This is a genomic window from Antiquaquibacter oligotrophicus, assembly GCF_020535405.1.
Classification (GTDB): domain Bacteria; phylum Actinomycetota; class Actinomycetes; order Actinomycetales; family Microbacteriaceae; genus Rhodoglobus; species Rhodoglobus oligotrophicus.
Genome location: NZ_CP085036.1, coordinates 949,466 through 975,255 on the forward strand (window position 1 = coordinate 949,466; position 25,790 = coordinate 975,255).

Sequence of the window (25,790 nt, forward strand, 5' to 3'; positions counted from 1 at the left end):
GGCGGACAGCCCTCTAGCTCATTGCGCCGTTGGCATTGGCGGAGTGCTATACAAAGTCTCGAGCGAGGAAAGGATCATCTCCATCGAGAAATCCTGAGTCTCCTTGCTTGCGAAGAACTTTTTCGCGCTCGTAACGACGTCTACAACCGACCGCCAATCAGTGGGAACAGGAATGAGTAGATCCCTCACGTGCTCAGGCTCGAGGTGTTGTTGCACCGCGCCGTACTCATTGATTCTCATCTGCTCTTGAGCAGCGCGTGATTGCAGGAACGAAAACACGTATGCACGAAGCTCAGGGTCGCTGACTCGAACTCTGATTGCATCGTCCGAAACGATTGCTCCGTCCAGACTTGACGATATGTACGCTATCCGCCCAATAGTTCCTGACCTTGTAACCAGTAGGTCTCCGGTACGGACCCTCACGGCTTCGAATGCTGCGAGTTGTCGGGCGCTTGCACGACTTAGGTCGATCCACTTCACGCTTTCACGTTTGTCCTGAAGCAGGGCGGACGGGGTGAAATATGGCTCAATCGAATCTCCCTGCAGTCCCGGCCGATCAACGATTATGTTGTCTGTCCGCAACCTTGGGCCCTTAAATATTCGAATACCCTGCTCCACCTGCGCCAGGGTAAGCACATCCCATTCGGGGGAATCATCGAGTTGCTGAACCATCCGCAGCGTCTCGTTCAGGTGCGGCAGATGGTACTGCGGATTGATATTGAGAGTGTCAGTCGGCAGCGCTGCTCTATCGATTGAGAAACGATACTCAGAGGGAATCAGGGTCCCCGTATGGAGATCAACGAACGCGGATAGTAATTCGTCCAGATCATGATCGATCTCATCAGTTGTCTCACCATTCGGACCAACCTTGAATATCGATCTACCCTCACTATCACGTCCGATCTTCTGTGAGATCCCCATGAAGATCGGATAGTCGCCTGCGGGCACCTCTCCGGGCTCGTATTTGCGCACCAGCACGACGCACGTACGAACGCCCGTGTCGGGCTGAAAGCTGTTCTTATGAAACGTCACGACTCCAAGCAATTGCCCCGACGAAAAGAGCATCTCTCTAGCGTTTCGATAGGTCGACGTGTCGAGAAAACTCTTCGGCATGACGATGCCGAGCTTCCCGCCGGGCTTGAGCCAATCAAGGCAGCGCTCGAAGAACAACATCTCGGGCGGTCGATGCTCAAGCGCACTCGACATGTTCGGATTGAGCACCCCACTTTCATCGGCACTCCACCTGCGTGCAAGAGCGAACTGATCAAGAACCTCCGGATCACTAATTTGACCCTCTCCAACTCCTGCAAACGGCGGATTGGTGACGATGAGATTAGGCTGCCCACGATTTGCCTTCTCCTGGATCCACGCGTCGAAGTTTTCGTAGGGGCCGAGGCTGTCGCCGCGAGTCATCCCCGCGTGGCCGTCTCCATTTAGGAGCATGGCAGTCTTGGCGATCTTCACGAGGCGGGGACTGATCTCTACTAATGACAATCTTTGGCGCAGATTCGCGAGCTGATGCTCGCGGCCCGTTGGGTTGCTTTCCGTCTCCGCGAGAATCTTCCGCCGGACGTGACGAAGCACCGCCGTGACGAAGCCACCCGAGCCACCAGCCGGGTCCAACGCGCGCACATCCCCGCCGGGGTCTAGCGCGCCGACTACGAAATCCACGATCAAGCGATTAGTGAAGAACTGGCCACGTGCCCGCTTGAGATTGACAGCGGTGTATTGCTCATACGCGCTGCCCATGATGTCCCACTCAGCGGCATCATCAAGCCTCGTCATCACCCGCCACTCCTGAAGGACCGCGACGACTTCAGTGATGGCTGAGTCAGACACTTTTATCACTTCGTGCGCATCGAAAACGGCAGGATAGTTATCGGCATACCGTCGGAACAGCGCTTGCACTCTCGCTGCAACCGATGCTCGGCCGTCGGATGAAGAGTACTCATCAGAGGTCACGTAGAAGAGCGGGTACTCTCCTGATTCGGTTTCATCTTGAGCTTTGGCGAGGATGATGCGCACCATATCCATGGTGAGGTCTTCTTCATCGCCGTCGATGCCCCGACCGTGAAGCTTGTTATTGCAGACTCGGAGCAGCCCACGAACGTCCCGAGGTCTTCGAAGGTCGGATTTCGGCGCTCGCCCGACAGCGTCCCACGTCTCGTCGACCGAAGGGACTTTGGGCGAGACCTCCAGCTCGTTCTCGGGCTGAGTCCGCCGTCGGAAAGCTTGTAGGTCATCCCCGTTGTACCAAACCCCGCCACCTGCGCTCGTATTGAAAATGTACGAGACGAGTTGATTACGACCGGAAGTTACGTCGGGTCGCTTACACTCGACGACAAACTTGATTCGCCCTTGATTGTCCAGGGTGGCGTCTCGCGCACTCAAGTACACCGCGATATCCGCACGTGTCGGGGAACCGTCGACACCCACGACCGGGTTTGCGCCTGCGAGGATCGTTACTTCGCGCCGCATCACGGACTTGGGATAGCCGTAATCAAAATGGAGCACCTTGAGGTACGTCTGCCTGACACGCTCCTCCGGAAGTGCCTCCAGGAGTTGCCCCGAGAGGAAGTCGATAATCTTCCCAGTCGCCGGATCGAAGTCGGGATCAAAGCTGATCGTCAATGTCGCCTCATGGTCGTAGTCCTAAGTGTCTCGCCAGACTACCGAGCCGCACTGTCAGAGCCTCGTTGATCCGCGGGGCATGCGGAATCCCAATCTCGTTTCTTCAGGACACCACCTCAGACGCCTAGTAACCGCCCCAACGCATCCTCACTCACCACGGGGATCCCATAGTCGCGCGCCTTCTTCGCCTTGCCGGACAGCGAGTCCGGGTCTGCAGCCACGAGCAGCTTCACCTTCTTCGTGACTCCGCTCCACGGCACGAAGCCGCGGGCGGCGAGGTCCGCCTCGATCTGCTCGCGCGGTCGGCGCATCTCACCAGTGAGCACGACTAGGTCACCGGGCGAGAGGGTGAAGTCGCCGATGCCCTGGGTGGATGGGGCCTCCGTGATGCGGGGTGCCATGGCATCCGCGATTCGGTCCGTGGGGATGTCGAGGAGATCGGCCACGGCTGCGAGGTCGGCGAGTTCGGCATCTGTGAGCACACCGTCGGCCCAGGCAACGGCGGTGAGAGCGTCGAAGTACTCGGCGTGGAGGGCGACCACCGTCGTGCGGCTGATGCCGAGGGTTTCGGCTAGGTCGACGAGGGCGTTGGTCTCGTGCACCGAGAGGTGACGGTCAAGGAGGGCACGGTCGAGGAGCGCGAGGTAGTCGGTGTGTTCGGCTGGGCCGGCGTGCTCCGGAAGCTTGAGGGTGATGCGCTCGAGGAAGCTTGCTGCCGTCGACTCCGTCGAGTACTCGGGGCGAGGCTTCCACGCGCGGGTGCCGCCCACCGTCGGAGCAAGAGGCCACGTGAAGTCGAGGGCAGCATCAATGTGCGAGTACCAGAACTCGCGCTCGATCGCGCCCATGTAGGCGGAGAGAAGCTGGGCGGTGGCGACGGCATCTACGCACGCACGGTGAGCACCGACGAGTTCGATGTCGTAGGCAGCGCAGCAGTCCGCGAGTGAACGGCCTGAACCGGGGATGCACTGCCGGGCCAACTGCATCGTGCAGAGCCAGTTCGGCTGCTGCCAGAGAGGCACGCCGGAGCGTTCGAACTCGGAGTACAAGAAGCGGGAGTCGAAGCTCGCGTTGTGGGCTACGAGCACTCGGCCCTGTAGGAGTTCGATGACATCCCCCACCACATCGGCAAAAGCGGGCGCATCCAAGATGTCTGCCGAGCGGATGCCGTGAACATGTTGCGGGCCGAGGTCACGGGCGGGGTTAATCAGGGTTTCCCAGGTCTCGGCGGTGTTCCCGAACTCGTCGACGTGGACAATGGCGAGCTCGACAACACGGTCGTGCGTGTGGGGGTTTAGGCCAGTGGTCTCTAGGTCAATTACTGCGAATCCTGGCATGTTGTGAGAGTAGTTCACTTAGGTACAACGTCGCCGCCCCGGCTTCGGGGGGCAACGACACGACGAAGCTTGGGGCATCCACGCCGATTGGTAGCCTCACTTCATCGGGTTAGGCAACGGACGGGACATAGATGTCAAACGAGGATGAGCCGCGCGAAGAAATCGAGCTAATCAGCGATGGAAGCGGAATCGCGGTTATCGGGGAGGCCGCAGCCGTCGATCGATTTCTCGCCACGGCCGGCGTTCCTTCTCGCGATCTTCAGTTGACGCAGAAACTCGGCGACGTGCTTAACGTAGGAAGTGCCGCTGTAAAGGGCGGCTCAGAGGTTGCCGCGAGCGCGGGTCGCTGGGTGAAGCTCACCGAGGAGTCCGCGAGGGCGCTGAAGCTCGGGAACGCAATGAAGGGTTCGTCGGACGGCGTGAGTCGAGCCATCGTGACGACGAGCAAGGGGAAGATCAGTAACATCCTCGAGTTCGTCAAGCCGGGATCTGTCGGTTCGATGCTCACCAATCCCGCGATTCGAGAAGAAGTCGAAGGTCGGCGACCTTGCGAAGGCCGCGAAGGCCGCAGAGCACGAGGTTGAGGAATGGCTTGCAGTGCTGGCGCGCTGCTTCCAACTCCAAGATGGACTAGCCGTTCTGGAACTTGACCGCGTTCTCGATTCAAGCCCTGATGATCTTGATCGCCACCGCGGGGCTATTCAGGCGGCACGCGCAAAGCGTCGCGACTTGATCGCCACGACAACCCAAAGACTGCTTTCCCGAATGGATGTCGCCGCGGGGAAAGCCAACAGCAAGGTGCTGCTGCACCCGCTCAAGCCCGGTGAGGTTGTTCGTTCGAGCAACGAAGTGGGCGTTGACGTGCTGGCCTTCCATCAGACACTCGGCATCGAGGCCAATCGAGAGGTGCTTGAGAAGAAGCGATGGTCGGTTGCCGCCGGCGAGGCCCGAGACGCTGTACGCGAGACTGGCACCTCTGGCTTCAATTCAACGGTCAGACTCGGCGCGGCAGGCGCCGCAGCGGTTCGAGAGTTCGGCGCCGCAACTACAGACAATGCCAAAACGACGGCGGGCAAGCTCGCCGATGGTTTGGCCAAGAAGGTGCGGCGAACCGATAGCGGCGAAGAACAGTCGTCGGACGCCGAGAAGTAATCACTCAATGACTAGTGCGACACGTATAGAGGGAGCCGCCCACCTATGGCGCTGACGCTTGGCCCGCTTCTGGTCGACGCTGGTCTTGACCCAGCGCAGGCGCTCGTGATTCGTCACGCCTTCGCACAGGAGTCCGAAGAGAGCGGGCTGACAGGGCTCCACGCAGATTCAACGCACGCCGAGATCTTCGATTACACCCGCAAACAGTCCGCTGACACGAGACGATTTCCATCTGTGCCGCCGCAATTCTGGGTGGTTTTCATCAGGGAAGGCGGGGATCAGGCCCGGTTGTGGTCCGTCGTAGAGAACCGGGGTGAAGTGTCGAACGACGGCATCATCCGAACATTCGACATAAGCGAGTCCGAGCAAATGGCCGACCTGCGCAGCCGGCTCGTTATCGGGTGGCGCTCGCCGCGCACCTGGCGGATGAATGCGAGCACCGCTTCGAGCTATCCCGTTGTCGGGATCGCGGATGCTGAACCAATCCCCTTCCCTGGCTTCGATCGCCTCGTCTTGAGCCACGCGCAACTGCAAGCCGTAATGCGCGATCACCGGTACGCTTCCTGGCGCACGGCGCTCTCCTCGGTTGTCGGGGTCTACTTAATTACAGACACTCGAGACGGGCGCCACTACGTGGGTAAAGCAGACGGCATAGAAAGCATTCGGCAACGGTGGACTGCGTACGCGACAAACGGGCACGGCGGCAACGTGGAGCTGCGCACTCTCGACCCATCAAGCTTTAGGTTCTCCCTTCTGCGCGTCTTCGACCCGGCAACACCCACCCGGGAGATCGACGCCGCCGAGAGCCACTTCAAGGACGCGTTAGACAGCCGTCGGCACGGGCTCAACCGGAACTAGGCTTCTTCGCGTTCCCGGGAGTTCAGAGCGGATGAAGCTGCGGCAGTCCGCGCATCCTCCACAGCTCGCGACGCTCACACATCTCCCCCGAACCGGTGACTTCGGTGATCAGCGCCGCCACTCCACACCTACCGTTTCCGGATGATGATCATCGACTCCGGGTACGGTCTCCACTTCTATATGTTCCGCGATGAGCGGGACCGTGAGTCAACTGAGGTGCGTATCGTGTGCCTCGACGAGAATCTCAGGCTCGTGCACTTCGCGCGGATCGCTGACACGTATCGGGGGTCATTAGACGAGCATGCAGCGGAGATTCGCGAAGCCGTCGGCCGCGAGCGAGTGAAGTACTTCGCCATCGGCCATCGACTGGGCCGTGAACTTAGTAGCACCTATGAGAACGCGTTCGACGATGACAGCGAAGTCATCAAAGACCTCGAAGCTCAAGGACGCGTGTTTCTTGGCCACCAGCTGCACGGCGACGAAACATGGGCGTCGAGCGGGCCGATGTACTTCTTCGAAAGCTATTTCATCAGTGAGAACGTCCCCCGAATTCTCATCATCCCGGGGCCGCATCCGTTCCTCGATTGCACTTGTGCCTATTGCGGACCTCGCGAAGAGAAGCGGAGGGCCGCTGCCGCCCTGCACGCGGGGAGTGAGGGGCCCCTGCCCTAACTCTCAGCTCAGGGACAAATCGGGGGTTACCCCCATGGCGCCACGCACCGCGACGTTCCTACGCTCGAAGCATGACAACTGCAGCTACTGGAGCCCTCGTCCGCCCCAAGCAGGGCCGCATGATTGCCGGCGTCTCCCTCGCCATCGCGAATCGCTTCGGCTGGAACCTCACACTCGTGCGCCTGCTCACCGCCCTCGCCGTACTGTTCACCGGCGTCGGGCTGATCATGTACATCGCGCTCTGGATCATCGTGCCGTCCGGCGTCTGACTCACCCCTCGTCGATGAGTTCCAGTAACTCCTTCGACGCCTTCGCGATGTCGTCGTGATCGAACTGCGCGGCGCGGCTCGCCAGTGAGATCACCGCGCACCGATGCACTTTCGCAAAGTCGCCGAAGGGGAAGCTGAACCGCCCCTTCGTCTCCTCGCTGGCGTCGGCATCCTCACCCAGATGCCACGACGCGAAATCGCTCCACCCGTGTTTGTCGATGTAACGGTTCTCGTCGTCGGCGCTGGGCGCGTGTTCGCTCCAGTCGTCCCGCCCGTCGCGCACGACCTTCCCCTGCTTCACGAGGGAACGAGCGTGCTCGAGCGCTTTCTTGTTCAGCGTGGCGGTCATCCGTGCTCCTTCCGAAGACGGCAACGCTAAGACCGCACCCACCCGCTGTCCACCCCTAGCGGAGCGCGCCAAATCGCGGTTGAATGCCCGCCATGACGGATGACACGCGCAACCCCGAAGCCGAAGACCCCACCCCGCCCGACGTGCCTGTCGCCCTCGGCGACAAGCACCTGCCAGAGGCGGACGGCGGCGAGATCGAGACAGACGCGGCGATGGGCGGCGAAGACACCGTCGAAGCGAATGACCTGCTCGACGGCGGCGAGGTCGAGCGCGGGGACTAGCTACGCCACGGTGGCGGCCAGGCGCATGCCGTCGACCTTGGACGCTCGACGGTCGAAGGTCACGGTGTAGTCGCACCCGGCGGCGAGACCTGTCTGTGCGAGCAAGGCGTCGGTGAACTCGACGCTGCCCCGAGTCTCATCCAGCGCCCGGCGCGCAGCATCGGCGTTCTCGATCACGAGGTCGCGGGAGTTCAGCAAGCGCCCAACGAATGTGCTGATCGACTGATCGTCGGCCTCGAACAGCCGCCGCAGCACCCACACCGACTCGACGAGTGCAATCTGGGTGACGAATCCGGGGTTCTCGGGCGTGAGTTGCTCGATCAGTTTCTCCGCGAGTGCTGCTTGCCGGGGGTCATCCTGTGTCGCGTACGTCACGAGCACGTTGGTATCGAGTCCGATCATCAGCCCAGGTAACGTTCGACGGCGGCCTCGGCGATGGCGTCACCCAGGTCCGCGTTCGATGCCGACCGCGTAGACCTGAACATGCCGCGGATGCTCGCAACGGATTCGCCCGCAGCGACGAACTCCCACGTCCCGTCGGACCGAGGCACAAACTCGACGCGGGTTCCCGCTTCGATACCGAGGCGTTCACGCACCTCGACCGGGATCGTTACCTGACCCTTACTGGTGACGGTTGCTGTGGGCATGCACTAAACCTACTCCTTACCTCACGTAAGGAGCAGGTTTCTGACCTACTTCTTGCCCTGCGCGGCGACCGCCGCGGCACCGGCAGCAGCGGCCTCGGGGTCGAGGTAGCGGCTCGGGCCGGTCGGGATGAAGTGCTCGTCGAGCTCGTAGACGAGCGGGATGCCCGTCGGAATGTTCAGCTCGGCGATGTCGTCGTCGGAGATGCCGTCGAGGTGCTTTACGAGTGCGCGGAGGCTGTTGCCGTGCGCGGTGACCAGCACCGTCTTGCCTGCGGCAAGGTCGACGGTGATGTCCGAGAACCAGTAGGGGAGCATCCGGTCGATGACGATCTTGAGGCTTTCGGTGCGGGGAATCTCGCCGTCGATGCCCTGGTACCGCTCGTCGTGCACCTGGCTGTACTCGGCGTCGTCCTCGAGCACGGGCGGCGGGGTGTCGAAGCTGCGGCGCCACGTCTGGAACAGCTCCGGGCCGTACTTTTCGAGCGTCTCAGCCTTGTCGAGACCCTGCAGCGCACCGTAGTGACGCTCGTTGAGGCGCCAGCTGCGCTTGACCGGAATCCAGAGGCGGTCGGCCTCCTCGAGGGCGAGGTTGGCGGTCTGGATGGCTCGGGTGAGGAGGCTCGTGTAGAGGATCTCGGGCTTCAGTCCCGACTCGGCGAGCAGCTGCCCGGCGCGCTTCGCCTCGGCGATGCCCTGGTCGCTGAGCCGCACATCCACCCAGCCGGTGAAGAGGTTCTTCTGGTTCCAGTCGGAGTTGCCGTGGCGGAGGAGGATCAGGGTGTAAGTCATGGGTTAAGCGTAGCGAAGGGCGGGGTGCGGCGCGTCGCGCGATGCCCGCCATACGTTGTGGAGGATGACACGCGGGGTGGACCACGGATGCTGCACCCAGCGCGGCGCGTCATCCTCCGCAACGTCGTGAGCCAGCAGCACCGTCACGGCAGTACGACCCCGCGCAGGTGGTGCCCGATCGAGATACTCTCGCCCGAGATGTTCGCGAGCGGCGACAGCAGGAACGCGGTGAGGTCGCCGATCTGCGCCGGCGAGGACTGACCAGGGCGCGCTCGTTCCACGTCGGGGCTCGGGGCATCCGTCACCAGGCCAGGGTTGATCACGTTGATGGCGACACCCGAACCGGCGACCTCATCGGCGAGGCTCTTCGCGGCGATGTTGAGGGCCGCGTTGCGCACCGTCGCGGTGATGTTGCCGGTGAGAAAAGCGTTCTGACCGCTGATGCCGACGATGCGCCCGAAGCCCTGCTCGACCATGTACGGGAGCGCCGCATTGGCCACACGGAGGAACGTGAGCGCCTTGCCCTCGACGGCACTCGCGATCTGCTCGGGGTCGGACAGGCGGGCGGGGTCGAGCTCGTGCGCGGGCGGGGCCGCGGTGATCACGACGGCGTCGAGACGGCCGTGAGTTTCGAGGATGCCGGCGAGCGCAGCATCCACGGATGCCTCATCGCTCGCGTCCAGCGCGATGCCCTCCTCTTCCTCAGGATGACGGGACGCGACGATCACAGTCGCCCCCTCCGACCGCGCCCTCCGGGCGATGGCGGAGCCGATGTACCCGGTTCCGCCGACGACGAGCACGACACGGCCGCTGAGCTGAAGGTCCATGCGCTCAACGTTAGTTGTGCCGCCCGCGTCGTTCACAGACGCGCACTTCTCCGGAGGATGTGGCCCCCAGTCACACCCGTTACCGGTTCTGGGACCAGATGCGCGCAACCCTCCGGAAAAAAGTGAAAAGGCGGGGCAGCACGTGGCCCGGGCACCGCGCGGGACAATGGGTACATGCCCATCGGCCAGGTCACCCGCGGAACGACCGGGCATAACCGCCTCCGCCGCATCGACCGGTGGATCGCGCAGCTGCCCGCGTTACGTCGGGCCGAGCATCCGATCGTCGTCGACCTGGGTTATGGGGCGTCGGCGACGACCGCGCTCGAACTGCACGAGCGGCTCGCAAAAACCCGCAGCGACGTCGAAGTGGTCGGCATCGAGATCGAGCCCGCGCGGGTCGCCGCCGCGAAGCCCTACGAGAGGCCGGGCGTCAGCTTCCGCGTTGGTGGGTTCGAGGTTCCGGGTGAGCGGCCCACCATCATCCGCGCGCTCAACGTGCTGCGCCAGTACGACGAGAGCAAGGTCGCCGGCGCGTGGGCGCTGATGGTGTCACGGCTGCAGCCCGGCGGCGTGCTCGTCGAGGGCACCTGCAACGAGGTGGGGCGCGTCGCCAGTTGGGCGGATGTCACGGCCGACGGCCCGCAGCGCTTCACGGTATCCCTGCACCTGCCGTCGCTGGAGGCGCCCAGCATCGTGGCGGAACGGCTACCGAAAGCCCTCATCCACCGCAACGTTCCCGGCGAGCGCATCCACGACTTCCTGCGCGACCTCGACCGCCAGTGGGCGACGCACGCGGGGCTCGGTGTGTACTCGCCGGTGCAGCGGTGGGTGGCATCCGTCGCGGGAATGAAGGATGCCGGGTGGCCGGTATTGGGAGGCAAGACCCGCTGGCGCCTCGGCGAGCTGACCGTGGCCTGGGACGCGGTGGCGCCGAGCTAGTCGATTAGAGGAGGCGGCCGAGCCGCCACTCTTCATCCTGCCGCGGGGCGCGAACCTTTCGGGGCGGTTTTGCGGGACGCGGCGCTCGGCGCCCCGGGAGCCAGAAGTGCCAGATCGCGAATGCCCCCAGAGCTACTCCGACCACGAAGACTGGCGACGACGGTTGGTAGGTGCTCACTTCCAGTTCAGCGGCAGGGAGATTCCACGCGATGAGCAACAGCAGGATGCTCGCGGCGATGAGGATCACCGGCACGTAATGGGCGACCCACCACCGTCGGATCGCCGGCACGAGCCGAATGGGAAGCCCTATGGTCAGGACGACCGCCGTGAGCGCGTGCGCGGGTAGGACTACGAAGAGCGCGATGGCGCCGACGACGTAGGGCCAGAAGTAGACCAGCGAGAGCAACTCGCTCCAGTCGTATGGAGCAGGGTCGGTCGGCGTGGTGAGGCTGCGCAGCTCCGCCGTTCGATAGGCGTCATCGATCAGGAGGGCAATCGCAACGAATACCAGTCCGCCGAGGCTCTGAAGGAACACGGCCCACCAGGGCCACCGGAAGTCCGACACGATCCCAGCGTAGAGCTGGGATGCGAGTTTCTTTCGCGACGCGCTAGCGCTACCGTGCCCGCAACGCGTCGATCGTGATCGCCATCACCCGGTCGCGCTGGTCGTCGTCGGCGAAGGCGGCGCTGGAGACTCCGGCGAGCATCCGCACCGCGTCCTCGATCATCACGTCATCGCGCGCGACACCGGCCGCCTGAGCCCGGGCTAGGAGCGGGCCGCCGGCCGAGTACATGGCGGCGCGGCACACGACCATCACCTCGGAGGTCTTGTTGAGCCCCTCGACGAGGGCCTGCTTGGTGCGGAGGTATTCGAGGAAGCGGTGCAGCCAAGTCTCGAGGGCGTCCCATGGCTCGAGGGACGAGACCTCGTCGGCGGCGCGCGAGAGGCCCTGCACCTCTTCTACGTAGACGGCTTCGAGCAGTGCTTCACGCGTCGGAAAGTTTCGGTACAGCGTTCCGATCCCCACGCCAGCTCGCCGCGCGATCTCCTCGAGAGAAGCACCAGCACCTTCGGCCGCGAAGACGTCGCGACCCGCGGCGATGAGCGCGTCGAAGTTGCGCCGAGCATCCGCGCGCTGCGGTCGACGCACGACATCGTCGATCGTGGTCACCGTCTCACCTCCAGGGTTGCTAAACGGAGGCACCCTCCGCTATCGTACTAAGCGGAGGCACCCTCCGAAAGGTTTACTCCATCATACGACGCCCATCCGAGGCGTCACCTTCTCGCGGAAAGCTCTCATGACGACAACAACCACCGTCTCCCCCACCGCCACCAGTGCAACCACTCGCCCGTGGCGCACCTTCCTCGTACTCGCCCTCTGCGTCGGCGGGTTCGCGACCCTCCAGAACCTCGTTGTGCCCGTGTTGCCGATCATCCAGACAGACCTCGGCACCGACACTGCCGGCGTCACCTGGACGGTCACCGCCTGGCTCATCGCCGCCGCTGTCGCCACCCCGCTCCTCGGTCGAGTCGGCGACATGGTGGGCCGCCGGCGTGTGCTCCTCATCTCCCTCGGGGGTGTGATGGTCGGCAGTGTGCTCGCCGCGATCGCCCCCAACCTCGAAGTACTTATTGCGGCGCGCATCATCCAGGGCATGGGCGGCGCGATGTTCCCGCTCGCGTTCGGTCTGCTCCGCGACGCATTCCCGCGCGAGCGCGTGCCCTCCGCGATCGGGGCGATGTCCGCACTCATTGCGATCGGCGGCGGCATCGGTGCTGTGCTCGCCGGGCCCCTGTCCGAGGCGATCGGATGGCGCGGCCTCTTCCTAGTGCTCCTCGTGCTGTCGATCCCCGGAGCCATCCTTGCGCGCACCCTCGTTCCGGAATCCCCCGAGCGCTCCCCCGGCAGGCTCAACATCCCCGCAGCGCTCCTGCTCTCCGGATGGCTCGTGGCCCTGCTTCTCCCGTTGAGCGACGGCAACGCGTGGGGCTGGAACTCGCCCCTCGTTATTGGCCTCTTCGCCCTCGCCGCAATCCTCCTCGTCGCGTGGATCATGGTCGAGTGGCGCTCGAAGGAACCGCTCGTCGACATGCGCACCATGATCAGCCCGGCGATTTGGCCGATGAATGTCGCCGCCGTGCTCGTCGGTGCGGTGATGTTCTCGGTGTTCGCCTACTTCCCGCGGTTCGTGCAGGTGCCGACCGGCACCGGGTACGGCCTCGGTGCGACGGTCGCCGAGTCAGGACTCCTCACTCTGCCGATGCTCGCGACGATGGCCGTGGCCGGGTTCTTGAGCGGGCCTTTGGGGCGGATCATCGGGTTCCGAGCGCAGATAGCTGGGGCATCCGGGCTCATTGTCGCCTCGACGATCGCGCTCGCGTTTGTGCACGCCACCACGTGGGAGGTTGCCCTGTGGGGCGCTCTGTTCGGGTTCGGACTGGGACTCGTCTACTCGGCGATCACGAGTGTGGTCGTGCAGTCGGTGAAGCCCACCGAGACGGGTGTGGCGAGCGGCATGAACGCCAACCTCCGCACCATTGGCAGTTCCCTGGGCGTCACCATCATGACCGCGATCGTCGCGGGTTCGGCGACCGGCATGGACTTCCCCACCGAGCAGGCCTACGAGACGGGCTTCCTGACGGTCGCCCTCATCGGTAGCGGTGCGATCCTCGTGACCATCGTCGGTTCAATCCTCGCGGCCCGCCGCGTGGTCGACGACACCGCCGCCATCGAGGTCCCCGTCCGGGCGTGACGCGGCGGCACGAGATACCTGGTGGTTGAGTAGCAGCGGCGCAGCCCGGCGTCATCGAAACCACCCGACGGAGTCACTCGGGGCCGCAGGTTTCGAGACGCCGCTGCGCGGCTCCTCAACCGGCGGGGTCGCGCCGCTGCGCGGCTCCTCAACCAGCGGGGTACAGCAACCTCAGTTGAGCGGGTGCTCCTCCGTGCCCGGGTGGTCTTCCACGGGTGGCAGCAGGGCGCGCGCGTCTTCGCCGTCCATTCCGGATGCCACCAGCAGATCCACGACGAAGGGCCGAAGCAACACAACGATCACGGACTCGCGCAGCGCACCGTCCGGAACGATGTGCGCCGGGTCCAGCCGACGCGCGAGGTCCTCGAAGATAGTGCGGGACGCACCGACCACACTCGGGTCCTGGATCTGCTCACCGAGGAGGTCGACTCCGTGGGCTAGCTCGGCGATCACATCAGCGAGTTCCGGCCGCTCCACCCCGTCGGAGACAAGCACCGCGATGCGCCGCGCGACCACACGCAGGTGACGTGCGGTGAGGTCCGCCCCCGCGAGGATGCGGTGCTGCGTCTGCAGTTCGGCGCGATGCCGCCGAAGCCATGGTGAGATGCTCGCAATCGACTGCGCGTTGTCGAGCGACGTCGCCCAGTTGTCGACGAGCACCTGCGTGCGGCGGAGCCGGTCGAGGGCGAGTTCGGCCGCGGTGTGGTCCGCGGCGCGCAGCGAGTCGGTGAGACCGCCGAGGCCCTCATGGAAGACGGAGAACAGGAGCCGGGCATCCCGTTTCGCCTCCTTGCGGGGGTCGCGCGGGATGAGTGCGGTCGCGGCGAGCGCCACGAGACCCGCGATCACACCGTCGATACTGCGGGTGAAAACGCCGCCGGCCGGGTCGGGCAGGAGCACCACGATCATGCCCTGCACGGCGGCGGCGATCGCGAACGCCGGGTTCGCGGAGAACCCGCGCGAGACGACGATGGTGGCGAACAGCACGATGCCCATCTGCCACGGTCCCTTGCCGAGCAGGATGACGATGACTTCACTGAGGGCGATGCCCACGGTGATGCCGACCGCCGTCTCCACCACGGCGCGGGGTTTCGCATTGCGGGCGAGGCCGAGGGTGCTGATGGTCGCGGTCACCGCAATGAGGGGAACCTGGTGCCCGAACAGGTATCGCGCGATCGAGTAGGCGGCGAGCACGGCGATGGTGAGCTGCAGTGCGGCCGGGAGGCTGTCGACACTCCGGCGCCACCCGCTGCGGACCAGCGCGCGCACACGAACAACACGACCGAGTCGTCGTAGCCGCGCGTCATCCGACACCGAGCGCTACCTCGGCCTGGTGACCGCCCCAAGGCGCGGCAGGCGGGGAATGGATGCTTCGGCTCCGGCATCCGTGGGCACGATGGTCTCTTGGGCCGCCGCGACATCCACGTCGCCCCGCACCACGAGGTCCGCGGCAGGGTCGACCGAGCGCTTGACGACGGCGAGCGCGACCGGCCCGAGCTCGTAGTGCAGCGCGGAACTGGTCACCTGCCCGACGACCGTCTCCCCGAGCAACACCTCGGACCCGACCCCGGGAAGCACCCCCTCCGAGCCGTCGAGGTGCAGCATGACGAGGCGCCGCGGCGGGTGCCCGAGGTTGTGCACCTTCGCGATGGTTTCCTGCCCGCGGTAGCAGCCCTTGTTGAGGTGCACCGCCGAACGCAGCCAGTCGAGTTCGTGCGGGATGCTGCGGTCATCGACCTCGGTCGCAAGACGCGGGCGCCACGCGGCGATCCGCACAGCCTCGAGCGCGAGCTGCCCGGCTGCGGGGAACGACGACAGGTCGGCATCCTTCGGCACAACGATCTCGCGATACGTCCACTCGGCACCCGGATGCTCGGCCGAGGTCGAATACTGATGCCCTCCGGTGACGACCTCCCGCCAGGGGTCAACCCACTCGAGCGCCACACCGTTCGGGGCGGCGGCGACCTCGGGATGCGGAGCGAACGCACCGATGGTCGTGTAGTCGGTGTCGACGGCAACCTCGACACGGAGCATGAAGCGCATACGGTCGAGCCAGGCGGCGAGCGCCTCCGTCTCGTCTCCGTCGACGAGGAGCCACGCGGTCTCGCCGTCGTCGACAACACGCATGACGTGTTCGATGCGGCCGTTCGGGCTGAGGAGCAGCGTCTCAGCCGAAACGCCGGGAGCCAATCCCGCGATCGACTGGGAGGTGAGCGAGTCCAACCAGGTCAGGCGGTCCGGGCCGCTGAGCCTGATGATGCCGCGATCGGAGAGGTCGACGATCGCGTCGCCGGAGAGAAGGGCGCGCTGCTCGCCGAGCGGGTTGCCGTAATGCTGCACGGGGTCACCCACCGCTCCCGGGCGCTGCGTGAACTCAGTCAACCTTCGCGAGCCTTCCGCTGGCGTGCGAGGCGAGGGGCCGCCCGAGGGCTGCGATGTCCCACGCCCACAGCAGATGGTCTTCGACAAAACCGTAGAGGCGGGTGGCCGCGGCGTAATCCTTCGCGCCGGCGGTGCGCACCACAGCATCCGTCGCCAGATCGATGCGGGCCTGGCGCACCTGCCCCAGGTAGAGCTCGGTGACACCCTCGGGGTGGACGATGGATGCTTCGACGTCGAAGCCGTCCTCCTTGTTGCGGAGCTCCTCCACCTCGGAGGCGGTACGGTACGGGCGGTCACCGACCGGCCCGAGCATCCCCGGCCCCGGATCCCCCGGAGTCGCAGGCCTGCTCAGACGCCAGTACCCCATCTCGGAGACGTGGCTGATGCCGTCGGAGAGACGCCATGTCGACGACGTGTAGTTGAGGTACGGCAGACCGTCGTGGGAGAAACTGATGCGCTGCCCGAACTCGAGGGTCTCCGTGGTCTCACCGTGGTTGTAGTGGACGATTCCGGTGCCCTCCCACACTCCGATCAGCCACGCGAGCGGGGCCAGTTCGGAGGGGATGTCGGAGCTGATCTCCATCACGAGAGCGTCAGCGCTGCCCGCGGAAGAGGTTGTACAGCACCACAATCGAGACGAAACCGATGGCGAGCACCGCGAGGCCCAGAAGTCCCACGAAGAACAGTTCCAGGGCGAGAAGGTTCATGGCTCCAGCGTACCCGACGGTGTACCGATACTTCAGAGCAGCGCGAGCACCCCGGTGGCTGCCGCGAGCACGACGAGGGAACCGCCGATGCTCGCCATGGTGCGCACCACAAAACCTTCCTTGCGCTGGATCGCCAGCTGCACGGCGAACGACGCAATCACCGCAACCGCGAAGGCGGTCGAAATCCACGTGACCCACTTGTCAGGGCTCGTAGTAAGAGGGATGACGATGGCGGCGATGAGAGAGGCAACCCACACCGGAAGGACGCTGAGAAGCTGCCAGGACATGGGCACGATTGTACGTGCGCATAGACTGTCCCCACGCACTCTGGAGGACTATTGGCGCAGCTGTTGATACTTACCTCTGCGGTGGACAGCGAAGTCTTTCCGGCATTGGGGCTCCTCAGCCATACAACGAAGCAGATCCCGGCATCGCCTGCTTCGCTTATTTCCGCGCCCACGTGCGATCTCATCTTCGTGGATGCTCGGCAAGATCTGGCCAGCGCCAAGTCGTTGTGCAAGATCCTCAACACCACCGGGGTCACGGTGCCGATCGTGCTCATCCTCACCGAGGGCGGGCTTACCGCGGTCTCTGCGGACTGGGGTGTTGACGACGTGATCCTCGCAGGGGCAGGGCCCGCCGAGGCGGATGCACGCATCCGGTTGGCGTTGGGTCGACAGACTCAGGATGCGTCGAACAGCAAGATTCAGGCATCCGGTGTCGTTATCGACGAGGCCTCCTACTCGGCGAAGGTGCACGGACGACCCCTGGACCTCACGTTCAAGGAGTTCGAGCTTCTGCGCTTCCTCGCCACCCACCCGTCGCGTGTGTTCACGCGTGAGCAGCTGCTCTCCGAGGTGTGGGGCTACGACTACTTCGGCGGCACGCGCACCGTCGACGTGCATGTTCGGCGTCTGCGCGCCAAGCTCGGCGACCTCGAGTCGCTCATCGGCACCGTGCGCAACGTGGGCTACCGCTTCAACGTCTACGACGACGAGGCGGAGCGCATCACCGCCGACAACTAGGCCTCGGGCGTCGCAGGTTTCGAGACGCCGCTGCGCGGCTCCTCAACCAGCGGAGTCGGCGTGTGATCCTCCACACTTTGCGGCGAAGCTGGATATGCGACGGGCTCGGTGGCGAACACTCTCCTTGTGGCGTTCATGTACATCCTGCGCTGCGCCGACGGCAGCTACTACGTGGGCAGCACCCGCAACCTCGACCATCGGATGCAGCAGCACTCCCTCGGGGCGGTCGAGGGATACACCTCGCGGCGTCTGCCCGCGGAGCTGGTGGTTGTGGAGGAGTACGAGAAGATCGGCGACGCGTACGCCCGTGAGAAGCAGGTGCAGGGTTGGGGCCGCGCGAAACGGGAGGCGCTCATTGCGTCGCACTACGACGACTTGCCGCGGTTGAGCCGGCGCCCACCGAGGTAACACGGAGGCGCAGTACCTGGTGGTTGAGTAGCCGCGGCGAAGCCCGGCGTTATCGAAACCACCACACGAAGTAACACGGGGCTCGGTTTCGAGACGCCGCTGCGCGGCTCCTCAACCAGCGGGGTATGGGCATGGCACGAGATACCTGGTGGTTGAGTAGCCGCGGCGCAGCCCGGCGTCATCGAAACCACCCGACGAAGCAACACGGGGCTCAGTTTCGAGACGCCGCTGCGCGGCTCCTCAACCAGCGGGGTAAAGCGGAGTAAAACTGCGCCGCCACCGGCGGCTCCTCTTCCAGCGGGGTCGGAATGACCTGGTGGTTGAGTAGCCGCGGCGAAGCCCGGCGTTATCGAAACCCACCACACGAAGTGACGCGGGGCTCGGTTTCGAGACGCCGCTACGCGGCTCCTCCGCCGCGAAGCTCTTCACCCGCCGTTTACGAAGCGGTGGCAGGATTACGGGATGAACAGCCCCGATCTTTCGGATGCCGCATCCGCCACAGATTCGCTCGACGAGTACGACCTCGACGAGTCGTCGAGCGTCGACGACGGCACCCTGCCGGTCGACCGCTACCTGGACCGGGAGCTGAGCTGGCTCGCCTTCAACCAGCGGGTGCTGGAACTGGCGGAGGACGACCAGCTGCCGTTGCTGGAGCGCGCCAACTTTTTGGCGATCTTCGCGAGCAATCTCGACGAGTTCTTTATGGTGCGTGTCGCGGGGCTCAAGCGCCGCATCGAGACGGGTCTTGCCGTGCCGACCAACGTCGGCACCTCGCCCATCGATGTGCTCGCCGCGGTGAGCCGCAAGGCCCACGAGCTGCAGGAGCGTCACGCGCGTGTCTTCCGCGAGCAGGTGAAGCCTGCACTCGACGCGGCCGACATCCACATCGAGACGTGGTCGGATCTCGGCGAGGCCGACCGCGCTCGCATCGACGAGATCTTCTCGACGCAGATCTTCCCCGTGCTCATGCCGCTCGCGGTGGACCCCGCGCATCCGTTCCCCTACATCTCGGGGCTTTCCCTCAACCTCAGCGTGCGTGTGCGTAACCCGAAGACGGGCAAGGAGGAGTTCGCGCGACTCAAGGTGCCGACGAACCTGCCGCGGTTCGTGGAGTTGCCGGATGATGCGAGCGGCCAGATGCGCTACATCCCCCTCGAGGACCTCATCTCGAATCACCTTGAGGAGCTCTTCCCGGGGATGGAGATCATCGCCCACCACGAGTTCCGTGTAACCCGCAACGAGGATGTAGAGATCGAGGAGGACCCGAACGAGAACCTCCTGCAGGCGCTCGAGAAGCAGCTGCTGAACCGCCGCTTCGGCCCGCCCATCCGTCTGGAGATCACGGATGACATGGACGAGGTCACTCTCGGTCTGCTGGTTCGCGAGCTCGACATCACCGAGCAGGAGGTGTACCGGCTTCCCGCGCCGCTGGACCTCGGAGGTCTGTTCCAGCTCACCCGCATCAACCGGCCGGGGCTGAAGTACCCCCGTCACATTCCGACGACGAGTGTGAGTTTGCTGCCGAAGGACAACCAGCCGCCGAACATTTTCGCGTCCATCGCCAAGCAGGACATCCTTCTGCATCACCCGTACGAGTCGTTCTCGACGAGTGTGCAGGCGTTCCTGGAGCAGGCGGCCGCCGACCCGAATGTGCTCGCCATCAAGCAGACGCTGTACCGCACGAGCGGTGACAGCCCCATCGTGGAGGCGCTCATCGCTGCGGCCGAGGCGGGCAAGGCGGTGCTCGCGCTCGTGGAGATCAAGGCGCGTTTCGATGAGACGGCGAACATCTCGTGGGCGCGCAAGCTGGAGAAGGCGGGTGTGCACGTTGTGTACGGCCTGGTCGGTCTCAAGACGCACTGCAAGCTCGCGCTCGTGGTGCGTCAGGAGGGCGGGGTGCTCCGCCACTACAGCCACATCGGCACGGGTAACTACAACCCGAAGACGAGCCGCATCTACGAAGACCTGGGTCTGCTGACGGCAAGCGACACCGTGGGCAAAGACCTCACGCGTCTCTTCAACGAGCTGTCCGGCTACGCGATCGAGAAGAAGTTCAAGCGCCTTCTGGTGGCACCGCTGCACCTGCGCAAGGGTTTGCTCAAGTGCATCAACGCCGAGATCGAGAACGCTCGCGCTGGCTTGCCGTCGGGCATCCGCATCAAGGTCAACTCGATTGTCGACGAGGCGATCATCGATGCCCTGTACCGCGCGAGCCAGGTCGGGGTGCCGGTGGAGCTTGTGGTCCGCGGCATCTGCGGTGTCATCCCGGGCCGTGAGGGGCTGAGCGAGAACATCACGGTGCGTTCGATCCTCGGCCGATACCTCGAGCACGCGCGCATTTTCTCGTTCCACAACAACGGTGACCCGCAGGTGTACATCGGTAGTTCCGACATGATGCACCGCAACCTGGACCGCCGCGTCGAGGCGCTCGTGCGCATCACCGATCCCTCGCACCTGCGCGAGCTCGACGAGATCTTCGACCTCGCGATGGCGGATGATACGTCGTCGTGGTGGCTCGATGAGACAGGAACCTGGACACGTCATTCGCGTGCGGACGATGGCTCGTTGCTTCAGGACATGCAGAATGTCCTCATGACACGAATCTCCTCCCGCAAGCGTTCGGCGTCCCTTCGGTGACCGCGCCCGTTCTTGCGGCCGGCGTGGTGTGCTGGCGAATGACGGGTGCCGACGTGAAGGTGCTTGTCGTTCACCGCACTCAGCACAAGGATGTTTCGCTCCCCAAGGGCAAGGTTGACCCGGGTGAGTTGCTGCCGCAGACGGCGCAGCGCGAGCTCCACGAGGAGACGGGCATCCTGGTGCCCCTGGGAGCACCGCTCGGTGAGGTGCACTACACACTCCCCGGCGGGCGCCCGAAGACCGTCTACTACTGGTCGGCCGAGGTCAACGATCACGACCTGGAGCTCGCCCGCTTCACCCCGAACTCCGAGATCTCGTCCCTCGAGTGGCTGCCGATCAGCAAGGCCATCAAAAAGGTCAGCTACTCGCACGACGTCGACATGATCGAGGCGCTCGCGGCTCGCATCAAGGCGGGCACCGCTCGCACCTTCCCCATTGTGATCGCACGGCACGGCAAGGCGGTGCCGCACGGCTCGTGGGACGGCCCGGATGCCACGCGCCCCCTCATGCAGCGAGGTGTCGACCAGTCCCGCACCATCGCCCCCGCCATGGCCGCTTTCGCACCGGAGAAGATCATCTCGAGCACGGCGGTGCGCTGCACCTCCACGATCGCGCCGCTCGCCCAGCTCGCGGGTCTCCCGGTGAAGGAGACGACGGCGATCAGCCAGGAGGCGTACGAGGAGGGTCAGTCGCGGGTGCCCGAGGTGGTTGCGAAACGCCTCAAGCGCAAGACGGGTGTTGTGTTGTGCAGCCACGGTCCGGTGATTCCGCAGATCGTGCGGGAGATCGCCGAGATGACCGGAACACCAGCTGGCCCCGAGCTGGATGCCGCCGCGCATCCGCAGACCGGCGATTTCTCGGTGCTGCACGTCTCGCGTCGCGGCCGCACCCTTGTCGCGGTGGAGAGTCACACCCCCAACTAGTAGTTCGCCGCAGTGTTCGCGGCGCGTTTACCCTTCGTTCACCTTCCGGGACAACCGTGGTTAACCGGGCTGCCTAGGTTCGGTCAGTGGGTCGCACCAGGCCCGTCCCGTAATCAATCCCCCGAAGGGAACATTGTGAACTTCAAGCGTCTTGGCAGCATCGCTGCCATTGCTGTCGCAGGTGCCATCGTCCTGTCGTCCTGTGCGGCGAACGAGGGCGGCTCGTCCGAGGAGACCCCCAGCGGTCTCGAGGGCACGCTCGTCGGCGCCGGCGCCTCCTCGATGGGCGCAGCCCAGGAGGCCTGGATCGCGGCGTTCCAGACCGCGAACCCCGACGTCAACATCACGTACGACCCCGCCGGTTCGGGCGCGGGCCGCGAGACCTTCATCGCCGGCGGTAGCGACTTCGCCGGCTCCGACCGTGCCTTCAAGGACGACGAGCTGGCCGGCGAGTTCGGCTCGTGCGCGCCCGACTCGGGCATCGTCGAGCTCCCCCTCTACATTTCGCCCATCGCGGTGATCTTCAACCTCGAGGGTGTCGACACGCTCGACCTCGACGCCGCCACGATCGCAGGCATTTTCGCCGGCACGATCACCACGTGGAACGACCCGGCCATCGCGTCGCAGAACGAGGGCGTCGAGCTCCCCGCGACCGCGATCACCCCGGTCCACCGTTCGGACGACTCGGGTACCACCGAGAACTTCACCGAGTACCTCGGTGCTGCCGCTCCCGACGTGTGGACCTACGAGGCCGACGGCGTGTGGCCGATCGAGTCCGGTGAGGCCGCTCAGGGCACCTCGGGTGTTGTCGACGCCGTGACCAACGGCACGGGCACCATCGGTTACGCGGATGCTTCGCGCGCCGGTGACCTCGGAACCGTTGCCGTCAAGGTCGGCGACGAGTACGTTCCGTTCTCGCCCGAGGCCGCTGCCGCCATCGTCGACGCGTCGCCATTCGTCGAGGGTCGTGAGGCGTTCGACCTCGCCATCGAGCTCGACCGCACGTCGGAAGAGGCCGGTGTCTACCCGATCGTTCTCGTGTCGTACACGATTGGTTGCGAGACCTACGCCGACGAGGCTCAGGGCGCGCTCGTGAAGGCCTACTTCACCTACCTCGCAAGCCCCGAGGGCCAGGCCGCGTCCGCCGAGGCCGCCGGTTCGGCTCCGATCTCCGAGACCCTCTTCGAGAAGGTCTCGGCTGCGATCGAGGTCATCAAGTAGCATCCCTCGTCGGGCTGCGGTGGGCGATGTGCTCGTCCACCGCAGCCCGATAGGCTGCTCCGCAGAGCACCCCACACCTCACGAATCCACCAGTCCGCACCGGAGAATCCTCCGGCAGAGACGCAGCACAGAGACGGGCGCAGGACACCACCGATGACCACCTCCTCCGCGGTTCGCAAGGCGACGATTCGCCCGGCCGACCGCATCTTCTCGACTAGCACCGTCGTCGCGGGAAGCCTCATCCTCGTCGCCCTCGCTGCGGTCGCGATCTTCCTCGTGGCCCAGTCCATCCCCGCCTTCGTCGCTGACCCCGCGACGCTGCCCACAGCCCCGTCGAGTTTCTGGGCCTACGTCGGCCCGCTGCTCTTCGGCACCGTCTGGGCGGCCGCCCTCGCGCTCCTGCTCGCGATGCCCGTCGCCCTCGGCATCGCCCTCTTCATCTCGCACTATGCGCCCCGCCGCGTCGCACAGACGCTCGGCTACGTCATCGACCTCCTCGCCGCGGTGCCCTCCGTGGTCTTCGGTCTGTGGGGCATCAAGGTGCTCGCCCCGGCCGTCACACCGCTCTACGCGTGGTTGACCGACAACCTCGGGTGGATCCCGCTGTTCACGCCGCCCGCCTCGGGCACCGGCCGCACCATCCTCACCGTCGGCATCGTGCTCGCCGTCATGATCCTGCCGATCATCACCGCGATCTGCCGCGAGGTCTTCCTGCAAACTCCCGTGCTCCACGAGGAGGCGGCCCTCGCCCTCGGCGCCACACGCTGGGAGATGATTCAGATGGCCGTGCTGCCCTTCGGTCGCCCCGGCATCATCTCCGCCGCGATGCTCGGCCTCGGTCGCGCGCTCGGCGAGACCATGGTTGTGGCCATGGTGCTCTCGCCCGCCATCGTTGTGAGCTTCGTACTCACCGGCTCGGTGAACCCCAACACGATCGCCGGAAACATCGCGCTCAGCTTCCCCGAGGCTCACGACATCGGCGTGAACACCCTCATCGCGACCGGCCTCATCCTCTTCGTGATCACCCTCGTGATCAACTCGATCGCACGCATCATCGTCAACCGCCGCAAGGCCTTCTCGGGAGCCAACTGATGAGCGCCACCGCGACAACGTCGATCACGAACTCGCTCACCACAGGGCGACTTCCGCGCTGGGCACCGTGGGCGCTCCTCGGCGGCAGCTGGGTTGTTGTCTCCGTCATCTTCGCGATGATCTCCGCCGCGATGGATGCCGAATTCAACATCGCCCTCGCGATCTTCGTGGGCACCATCGTCTTCGACGTGCTCATCTACGTCATCGCCTACCTCGTCGAGGGGCGCAGGCAAGCGACCAACCGGCTCGTGACCTCCCTGGTTGCGACCGCGTTCATCATCGCCCTGCTTCCGCTCGTCTCGCTCATCTTCACCGTCATCGTCAGCGGACTCCCGCGCTTTGACATCCAGTTCTTCTCGAGCTCAATGCGCAACGTCGTCGGTGAGGGTGGTGGCGCGCTCCACGCGATCGTCGGCACGCTCCTCATCACCGGAATGGCCGCCCTCATCTCCATCCCGGTCGGCCTGCTCACCTCGATCTACCTCGTCGAGTACGGTCGCGGTCCGCTCGCCCGCGCGATCACGTTCTTCGTCGACGTCATGACGGGTATCCCGTCGATCGTCGCCGGCCTCTTCGCGTATGCACTCTTCTCGCTGCTGTTCTCCGACCCGGGCATCCGCTTCGGTTTCGGTGGCTCGGTCGCCCTCTCGCTGCTCATGATCCCCGTAGTGGTGCGTTCGAGCGAGGAGATGCTGCGCATCGTTCCCAACGAGTTGCGCGAGGCCTCCTACGCGCTGGGTGTGCCGAAGTGGCTCACCATCCTGAAGGTTGTGATCCCAACATCCATCGCCGGAATCGCGACCGGTGTGACCCTGTCGATCGCCCGTGTCATCGGCGAGACGGCACCGCTGCTCATCATCGCGGGCTTCACCACGAACATGAACTACGACCTCTTCGCCGACCGCATGATGACGCTCCCCGTTTTCGTGTACACGCAGTACGCCAACCCCGGCACTGACGTGCAGGTCTACCTCGACCGCGCCTGGGCGGGCGCGCTCACGCTCATCCTCATCGTGATGGCGCTCAACCTCATCGCCCGCCTCATCGCCCGCATCTTCTCCCCCAAGCTCGGCCGCTAAGCGCCGTCACCCACAGAACAGGAACCCACGTGTCCAAGCGCATCGAGGTCAACGACCTGAACGTCTACTACGGCAAGTTCAAGGCCGTGGAGGATGTCTCGCTCACCATCGAGCCCCGCACCGTGACCGCTTTTATCGGCCCGTCCGGCTGCGGTAAGTCGACCTTCCTCCGCACCCTCAACCGTATGCACGAGGTCATCCCCGGTGCCTACGTCGAGGGCGAGGTGCTCATCGACGGGAACAACCTCTACGGTGCTGGCGTCGACCCGGTGCTCGTGCGTCGCCAGGTGGGCATGGTGTTCCAGCGCCCCAACCCGTTCCCTACGATGTCGATCCGCGACAACGTGCTCGCCGGTGTCAAGCTCAACAACCAGCGCATGTCGAAGTCCGACGGCGACGCTCTCGTCGAGAAGTCGCTCCAGGGCGCGAACCTCTGGAACGAGGTCAAGGACCGCCTGCACCTCCCCGGCTCCGGTCTCTCGGGTGGTCAGCAGCAGCGCTTGTGCATCGCGCGCGCGATCGCCGTCTCCCCCGAGGTCATCCTCATGGACGAGCCCTGCTCGGCACTCGACCCGATCTCGACCCTCGCCATCGAAGACCTCATCGAGGAACTCAAGACCGACTACACGATCGTGATCGTGACCCACAACATGCAGCAGGCGTCGCGTGTCTCCGACAAGACCGCCTTCTTCAACATCGCTGGCACCGGCAAGCCCGGCAAGCTCATCGAGTACGACGACACCACGACGATCTTCTCCAAGCCGAGCGTTCAGGCCACCGAGGATTACGTCTCCGGCAAGTTCGGATAAGT

The 25,790-nt window shown here is 64.7% G+C and carries 30 protein-coding genes; 16 read left to right on the plus strand and 14 right to left on the minus strand.

The window, feature by feature from the left end; all coding sequences use genetic code 11:
• Window positions 1-18 precede the first annotated feature (18 nt).
• On the minus strand, window positions 19-2,631 hold the full coding sequence (locus LH407_RS04680; protein WP_322132454.1) for an N-6 DNA methylase: 2,613 nt from the start codon (window positions 2,629-2,631) through the stop codon (window positions 19-21).
• 116 nt (window positions 2,632-2,747) lie between these two features.
• A complete protein-coding gene (locus tag LH407_RS04685; RefSeq protein WP_322132453.1) occupies window positions 2,748-3,968 on the minus strand; it encodes an exonuclease domain-containing protein in 1,221 nt (406 codons plus the stop codon).
• Between the two features lie 131 nt (window positions 3,969-4,099).
• Here LH407_RS04685 and LH407_RS04690 point away from each other — a divergent pair, with 131 nt between their 5' ends.
• The 5 genes from LH407_RS04690 (at window position 4,100) to LH407_RS04710 (ending at window position 6,919) form a co-directional block, all read left to right on the plus strand.
• A complete protein-coding gene (locus LH407_RS04690; RefSeq protein WP_322132452.1) occupies window positions 4,100-4,552 on the plus strand; it encodes a hypothetical protein in 453 nt (150 codons plus the stop codon).
• A gap of 181 nt (window positions 4,553-4,733) precedes the next feature.
• Window positions 4,734-5,120: a hypothetical protein gene (locus LH407_RS04695; RefSeq protein ID WP_322132451.1), complete on the plus strand. Its 387-nt coding sequence runs from the start codon at window positions 4,734-4,736 to the stop codon at window positions 5,118-5,120.
• 45 nt (window positions 5,121-5,165) lie between these two features.
• Complete coding sequence (locus LH407_RS04700; RefSeq protein ID WP_322132450.1) at window positions 5,166-5,978, plus strand: GIY-YIG nuclease family protein; 813 nt, start codon at window positions 5,166-5,168, stop codon at window positions 5,976-5,978.
• 141 nt (window positions 5,979-6,119) lie between these two features.
• On the plus strand, window positions 6,120-6,650 hold the full coding sequence (locus LH407_RS04705; protein ID WP_322132449.1) for a hypothetical protein: 531 nt from the start codon (window positions 6,120-6,122) through the stop codon (window positions 6,648-6,650).
• 71 nt (window positions 6,651-6,721) lie between these two features.
• Entirely contained in the window at window positions 6,722-6,919 is a 198-nt protein-coding gene (locus tag LH407_RS04710; protein ID WP_322132448.1) for a PspC domain-containing protein, read from the plus strand.
• Between the two features lies 1 nt (window position 6,920).
• Here LH407_RS04710 and LH407_RS04715 read toward each other — a convergent pair whose 3' ends face one another.
• The gene (locus LH407_RS04715) at window positions 6,921-7,268 is read right to left on the minus strand and encodes a hypothetical protein (RefSeq protein ID WP_322132447.1); all 348 of its coding nucleotides are present in this window, start codon (window positions 7,266-7,268) and stop codon (window positions 6,921-6,923) included.
• A 92-nt stretch (window positions 7,269-7,360) separates the two neighbouring features.
• On the opposite strand from LH407_RS04715, the gene LH407_RS04720 reads away from it, so the two are divergent.
• The gene (locus LH407_RS04720) at window positions 7,361-7,549 is read left to right on the plus strand and encodes a hypothetical protein (protein WP_322132446.1); all 189 of its coding nucleotides are present in this window, start codon (window positions 7,361-7,363) and stop codon (window positions 7,547-7,549) included.
• Here LH407_RS04720 and LH407_RS04725 read toward each other — a convergent pair whose 3' ends face one another.
• From LH407_RS04725 to LH407_RS04745, 5 genes are read right to left on the minus strand one after another with little or no spacing between them, the layout of a single operon-like run.
• On the minus strand, window positions 7,550-7,951 hold the full coding sequence (locus LH407_RS04725; protein WP_322132445.1) for a PIN domain-containing protein: 402 nt from the start codon (window positions 7,949-7,951) through the stop codon (window positions 7,550-7,552).
• Window positions 7,951-8,196 (minus strand): AbrB/MazE/SpoVT family DNA-binding domain-containing protein, encoded by a 246-nt coding sequence (locus tag LH407_RS04730; RefSeq protein WP_322132444.1) that lies wholly within the window; start codon window positions 8,194-8,196, stop codon window positions 7,951-7,953. The genes LH407_RS04725 and LH407_RS04730 overlap by 1 nt, the downstream gene beginning before the upstream one ends.
• Window positions 8,197-8,241: 45 nt before the next feature.
• On the minus strand, window positions 8,242-8,985 hold the full coding sequence (locus LH407_RS04735) for a phosphoglyceromutase (protein WP_322132443.1): 744 nt from the start codon (window positions 8,983-8,985) through the stop codon (window positions 8,242-8,244).
• A gap of 3 nt (window positions 8,986-8,988) precedes the next feature.
• A complete protein-coding gene (locus LH407_RS04740) occupies window positions 8,989-9,132 on the minus strand; it encodes a hypothetical protein (RefSeq protein WP_322132442.1) in 144 nt (47 codons plus the stop codon).
• A complete protein-coding gene (locus tag LH407_RS04745; RefSeq protein WP_322132441.1) occupies window positions 9,129-9,812 on the minus strand; it encodes an SDR family NAD(P)-dependent oxidoreductase in 684 nt (227 codons plus the stop codon). Before LH407_RS04745 ends, LH407_RS04740 begins: the two co-directional genes overlap by 4 nt.
• A 174-nt stretch (window positions 9,813-9,986) precedes the next feature.
• On the opposite strand from LH407_RS04745, the gene LH407_RS04750 reads away from it, so the two are divergent.
• Complete coding sequence (locus LH407_RS04750; RefSeq protein WP_322132440.1) at window positions 9,987-10,751, plus strand: methyltransferase domain-containing protein; 765 nt, start codon at window positions 9,987-9,989, stop codon at window positions 10,749-10,751.
• 4 nt (window positions 10,752-10,755) lie between these two features.
• Here the strand turns inward: LH407_RS04750 and LH407_RS04755 are convergent, their stop codons facing one another.
• Both LH407_RS04755 and LH407_RS04760 read right to left on the minus strand, forming a co-directional pair.
• On the minus strand, window positions 10,756-11,316 hold the full coding sequence (locus LH407_RS04755) for a hypothetical protein (RefSeq protein WP_322132439.1): 561 nt from the start codon (window positions 11,314-11,316) through the stop codon (window positions 10,756-10,758).
• Window positions 11,317-11,365: 49 nt separating this feature from the next.
• The gene (locus LH407_RS04760) at window positions 11,366-11,923 is read right to left on the minus strand and encodes a TetR/AcrR family transcriptional regulator (RefSeq protein ID WP_322132438.1); all 558 of its coding nucleotides are present in this window, start codon (window positions 11,921-11,923) and stop codon (window positions 11,366-11,368) included.
• Window positions 11,924-12,050: 127 nt separating this feature from the next.
• Here LH407_RS04760 and LH407_RS04765 point away from each other — a divergent pair, with 127 nt between their 5' ends.
• Window positions 12,051-13,505: an MFS transporter gene (locus LH407_RS04765; RefSeq protein ID WP_322132437.1), complete on the plus strand. Its 1,455-nt coding sequence runs from the start codon at window positions 12,051-12,053 to the stop codon at window positions 13,503-13,505.
• Window positions 13,506-13,676: 171 nt separating this feature from the next.
• Here the strand turns inward: LH407_RS04765 and LH407_RS04770 are convergent, their stop codons facing one another.
• The 4 genes from LH407_RS04770 to LH407_RS04785 form a co-directional block, all read right to left on the minus strand.
• Window positions 13,677-14,819, minus strand: coding sequence for an FUSC family protein (locus tag LH407_RS04770; RefSeq protein WP_322132436.1), 1,143 nt, complete (start codon window positions 14,817-14,819; stop codon window positions 13,677-13,679).
• Between the two features lie 6 nt (window positions 14,820-14,825).
• Window positions 14,826-15,887 carry a CAF17-like 4Fe-4S cluster assembly/insertion protein YgfZ gene (gene ygfZ / locus LH407_RS04775; protein WP_322132435.1) on the minus strand — a complete coding sequence of 354 codons (1,062 nt, stop codon included), beginning with the start codon at window positions 15,885-15,887 and terminating at the stop codon, window positions 14,826-14,828.
• Window positions 15,880-16,473 (minus strand): FABP family protein, encoded by a 594-nt coding sequence (locus LH407_RS04780; RefSeq protein ID WP_322132434.1) that lies wholly within the window; start codon window positions 16,471-16,473, stop codon window positions 15,880-15,882. Before LH407_RS04780 ends, ygfZ begins: the two co-directional genes overlap by 8 nt.
• 153 nt (window positions 16,474-16,626) lie before the next feature.
• Window positions 16,627-16,881 (minus strand): hypothetical protein, encoded by a 255-nt coding sequence (locus LH407_RS04785; RefSeq protein WP_322132433.1) that lies wholly within the window; start codon window positions 16,879-16,881, stop codon window positions 16,627-16,629.
• A 51-nt stretch (window positions 16,882-16,932) separates the two neighbouring features.
• Between LH407_RS04785 and LH407_RS04790 the strand changes: the two genes are divergently transcribed.
• From LH407_RS04790 to pstB, 8 genes are all read left to right on the plus strand, one after another.
• Window positions 16,933-17,619 carry a response regulator transcription factor gene (locus tag LH407_RS04790; RefSeq protein ID WP_322132432.1) on the plus strand — a complete coding sequence of 229 codons (687 nt, stop codon included), beginning with the start codon at window positions 16,933-16,935 and terminating at the stop codon, window positions 17,617-17,619.
• Between the two features lie 108 nt (window positions 17,620-17,727).
• Window positions 17,728-18,027 (plus strand): GIY-YIG nuclease family protein, encoded by a 300-nt coding sequence (locus LH407_RS04795; protein WP_322132431.1) that lies wholly within the window; start codon window positions 17,728-17,730, stop codon window positions 18,025-18,027.
• A 462-nt stretch (window positions 18,028-18,489) separates the two neighbouring features.
• Window positions 18,490-20,664: an RNA degradosome polyphosphate kinase gene (locus tag LH407_RS04800; RefSeq protein ID WP_322132430.1), complete on the plus strand. Its 2,175-nt coding sequence runs from the start codon at window positions 18,490-18,492 to the stop codon at window positions 20,662-20,664.
• Window positions 20,661-21,587: an NUDIX hydrolase gene (locus tag LH407_RS04805; RefSeq protein WP_322132429.1), complete on the plus strand. Its 927-nt coding sequence runs from the start codon at window positions 20,661-20,663 to the stop codon at window positions 21,585-21,587. The genes LH407_RS04800 and LH407_RS04805 overlap by 4 nt, the downstream gene beginning before the upstream one ends.
• A gap of 135 nt (window positions 21,588-21,722) precedes the next feature.
• On the plus strand, window positions 21,723-22,808 hold the full coding sequence (locus tag LH407_RS04810; protein ID WP_322132428.1) for a phosphate ABC transporter substrate-binding protein PstS: 1,086 nt from the start codon (window positions 21,723-21,725) through the stop codon (window positions 22,806-22,808).
• 153 nt (window positions 22,809-22,961) lie between these two features.
• On the plus strand, window positions 22,962-23,900 hold the full coding sequence (gene pstC, locus LH407_RS04815; RefSeq protein ID WP_322132427.1) for a phosphate ABC transporter permease subunit PstC: 939 nt from the start codon (window positions 22,962-22,964) through the stop codon (window positions 23,898-23,900).
• Entirely contained in the window at window positions 23,900-24,979 is a 1,080-nt protein-coding gene (gene pstA / locus LH407_RS04820) for a phosphate ABC transporter permease PstA (protein WP_322132426.1), read from the plus strand. The genes pstC and pstA overlap by 1 nt, the downstream gene beginning before the upstream one ends.
• Window positions 24,980-25,008: 29 nt before the next feature.
• The gene (gene pstB, locus LH407_RS04825) at window positions 25,009-25,788 is read left to right on the plus strand and encodes a phosphate ABC transporter ATP-binding protein PstB (RefSeq protein ID WP_322132425.1); all 780 of its coding nucleotides are present in this window, start codon (window positions 25,009-25,011) and stop codon (window positions 25,786-25,788) included.
• The last annotated feature ends 2 nt before the right edge of the window (window positions 25,789-25,790 follow it).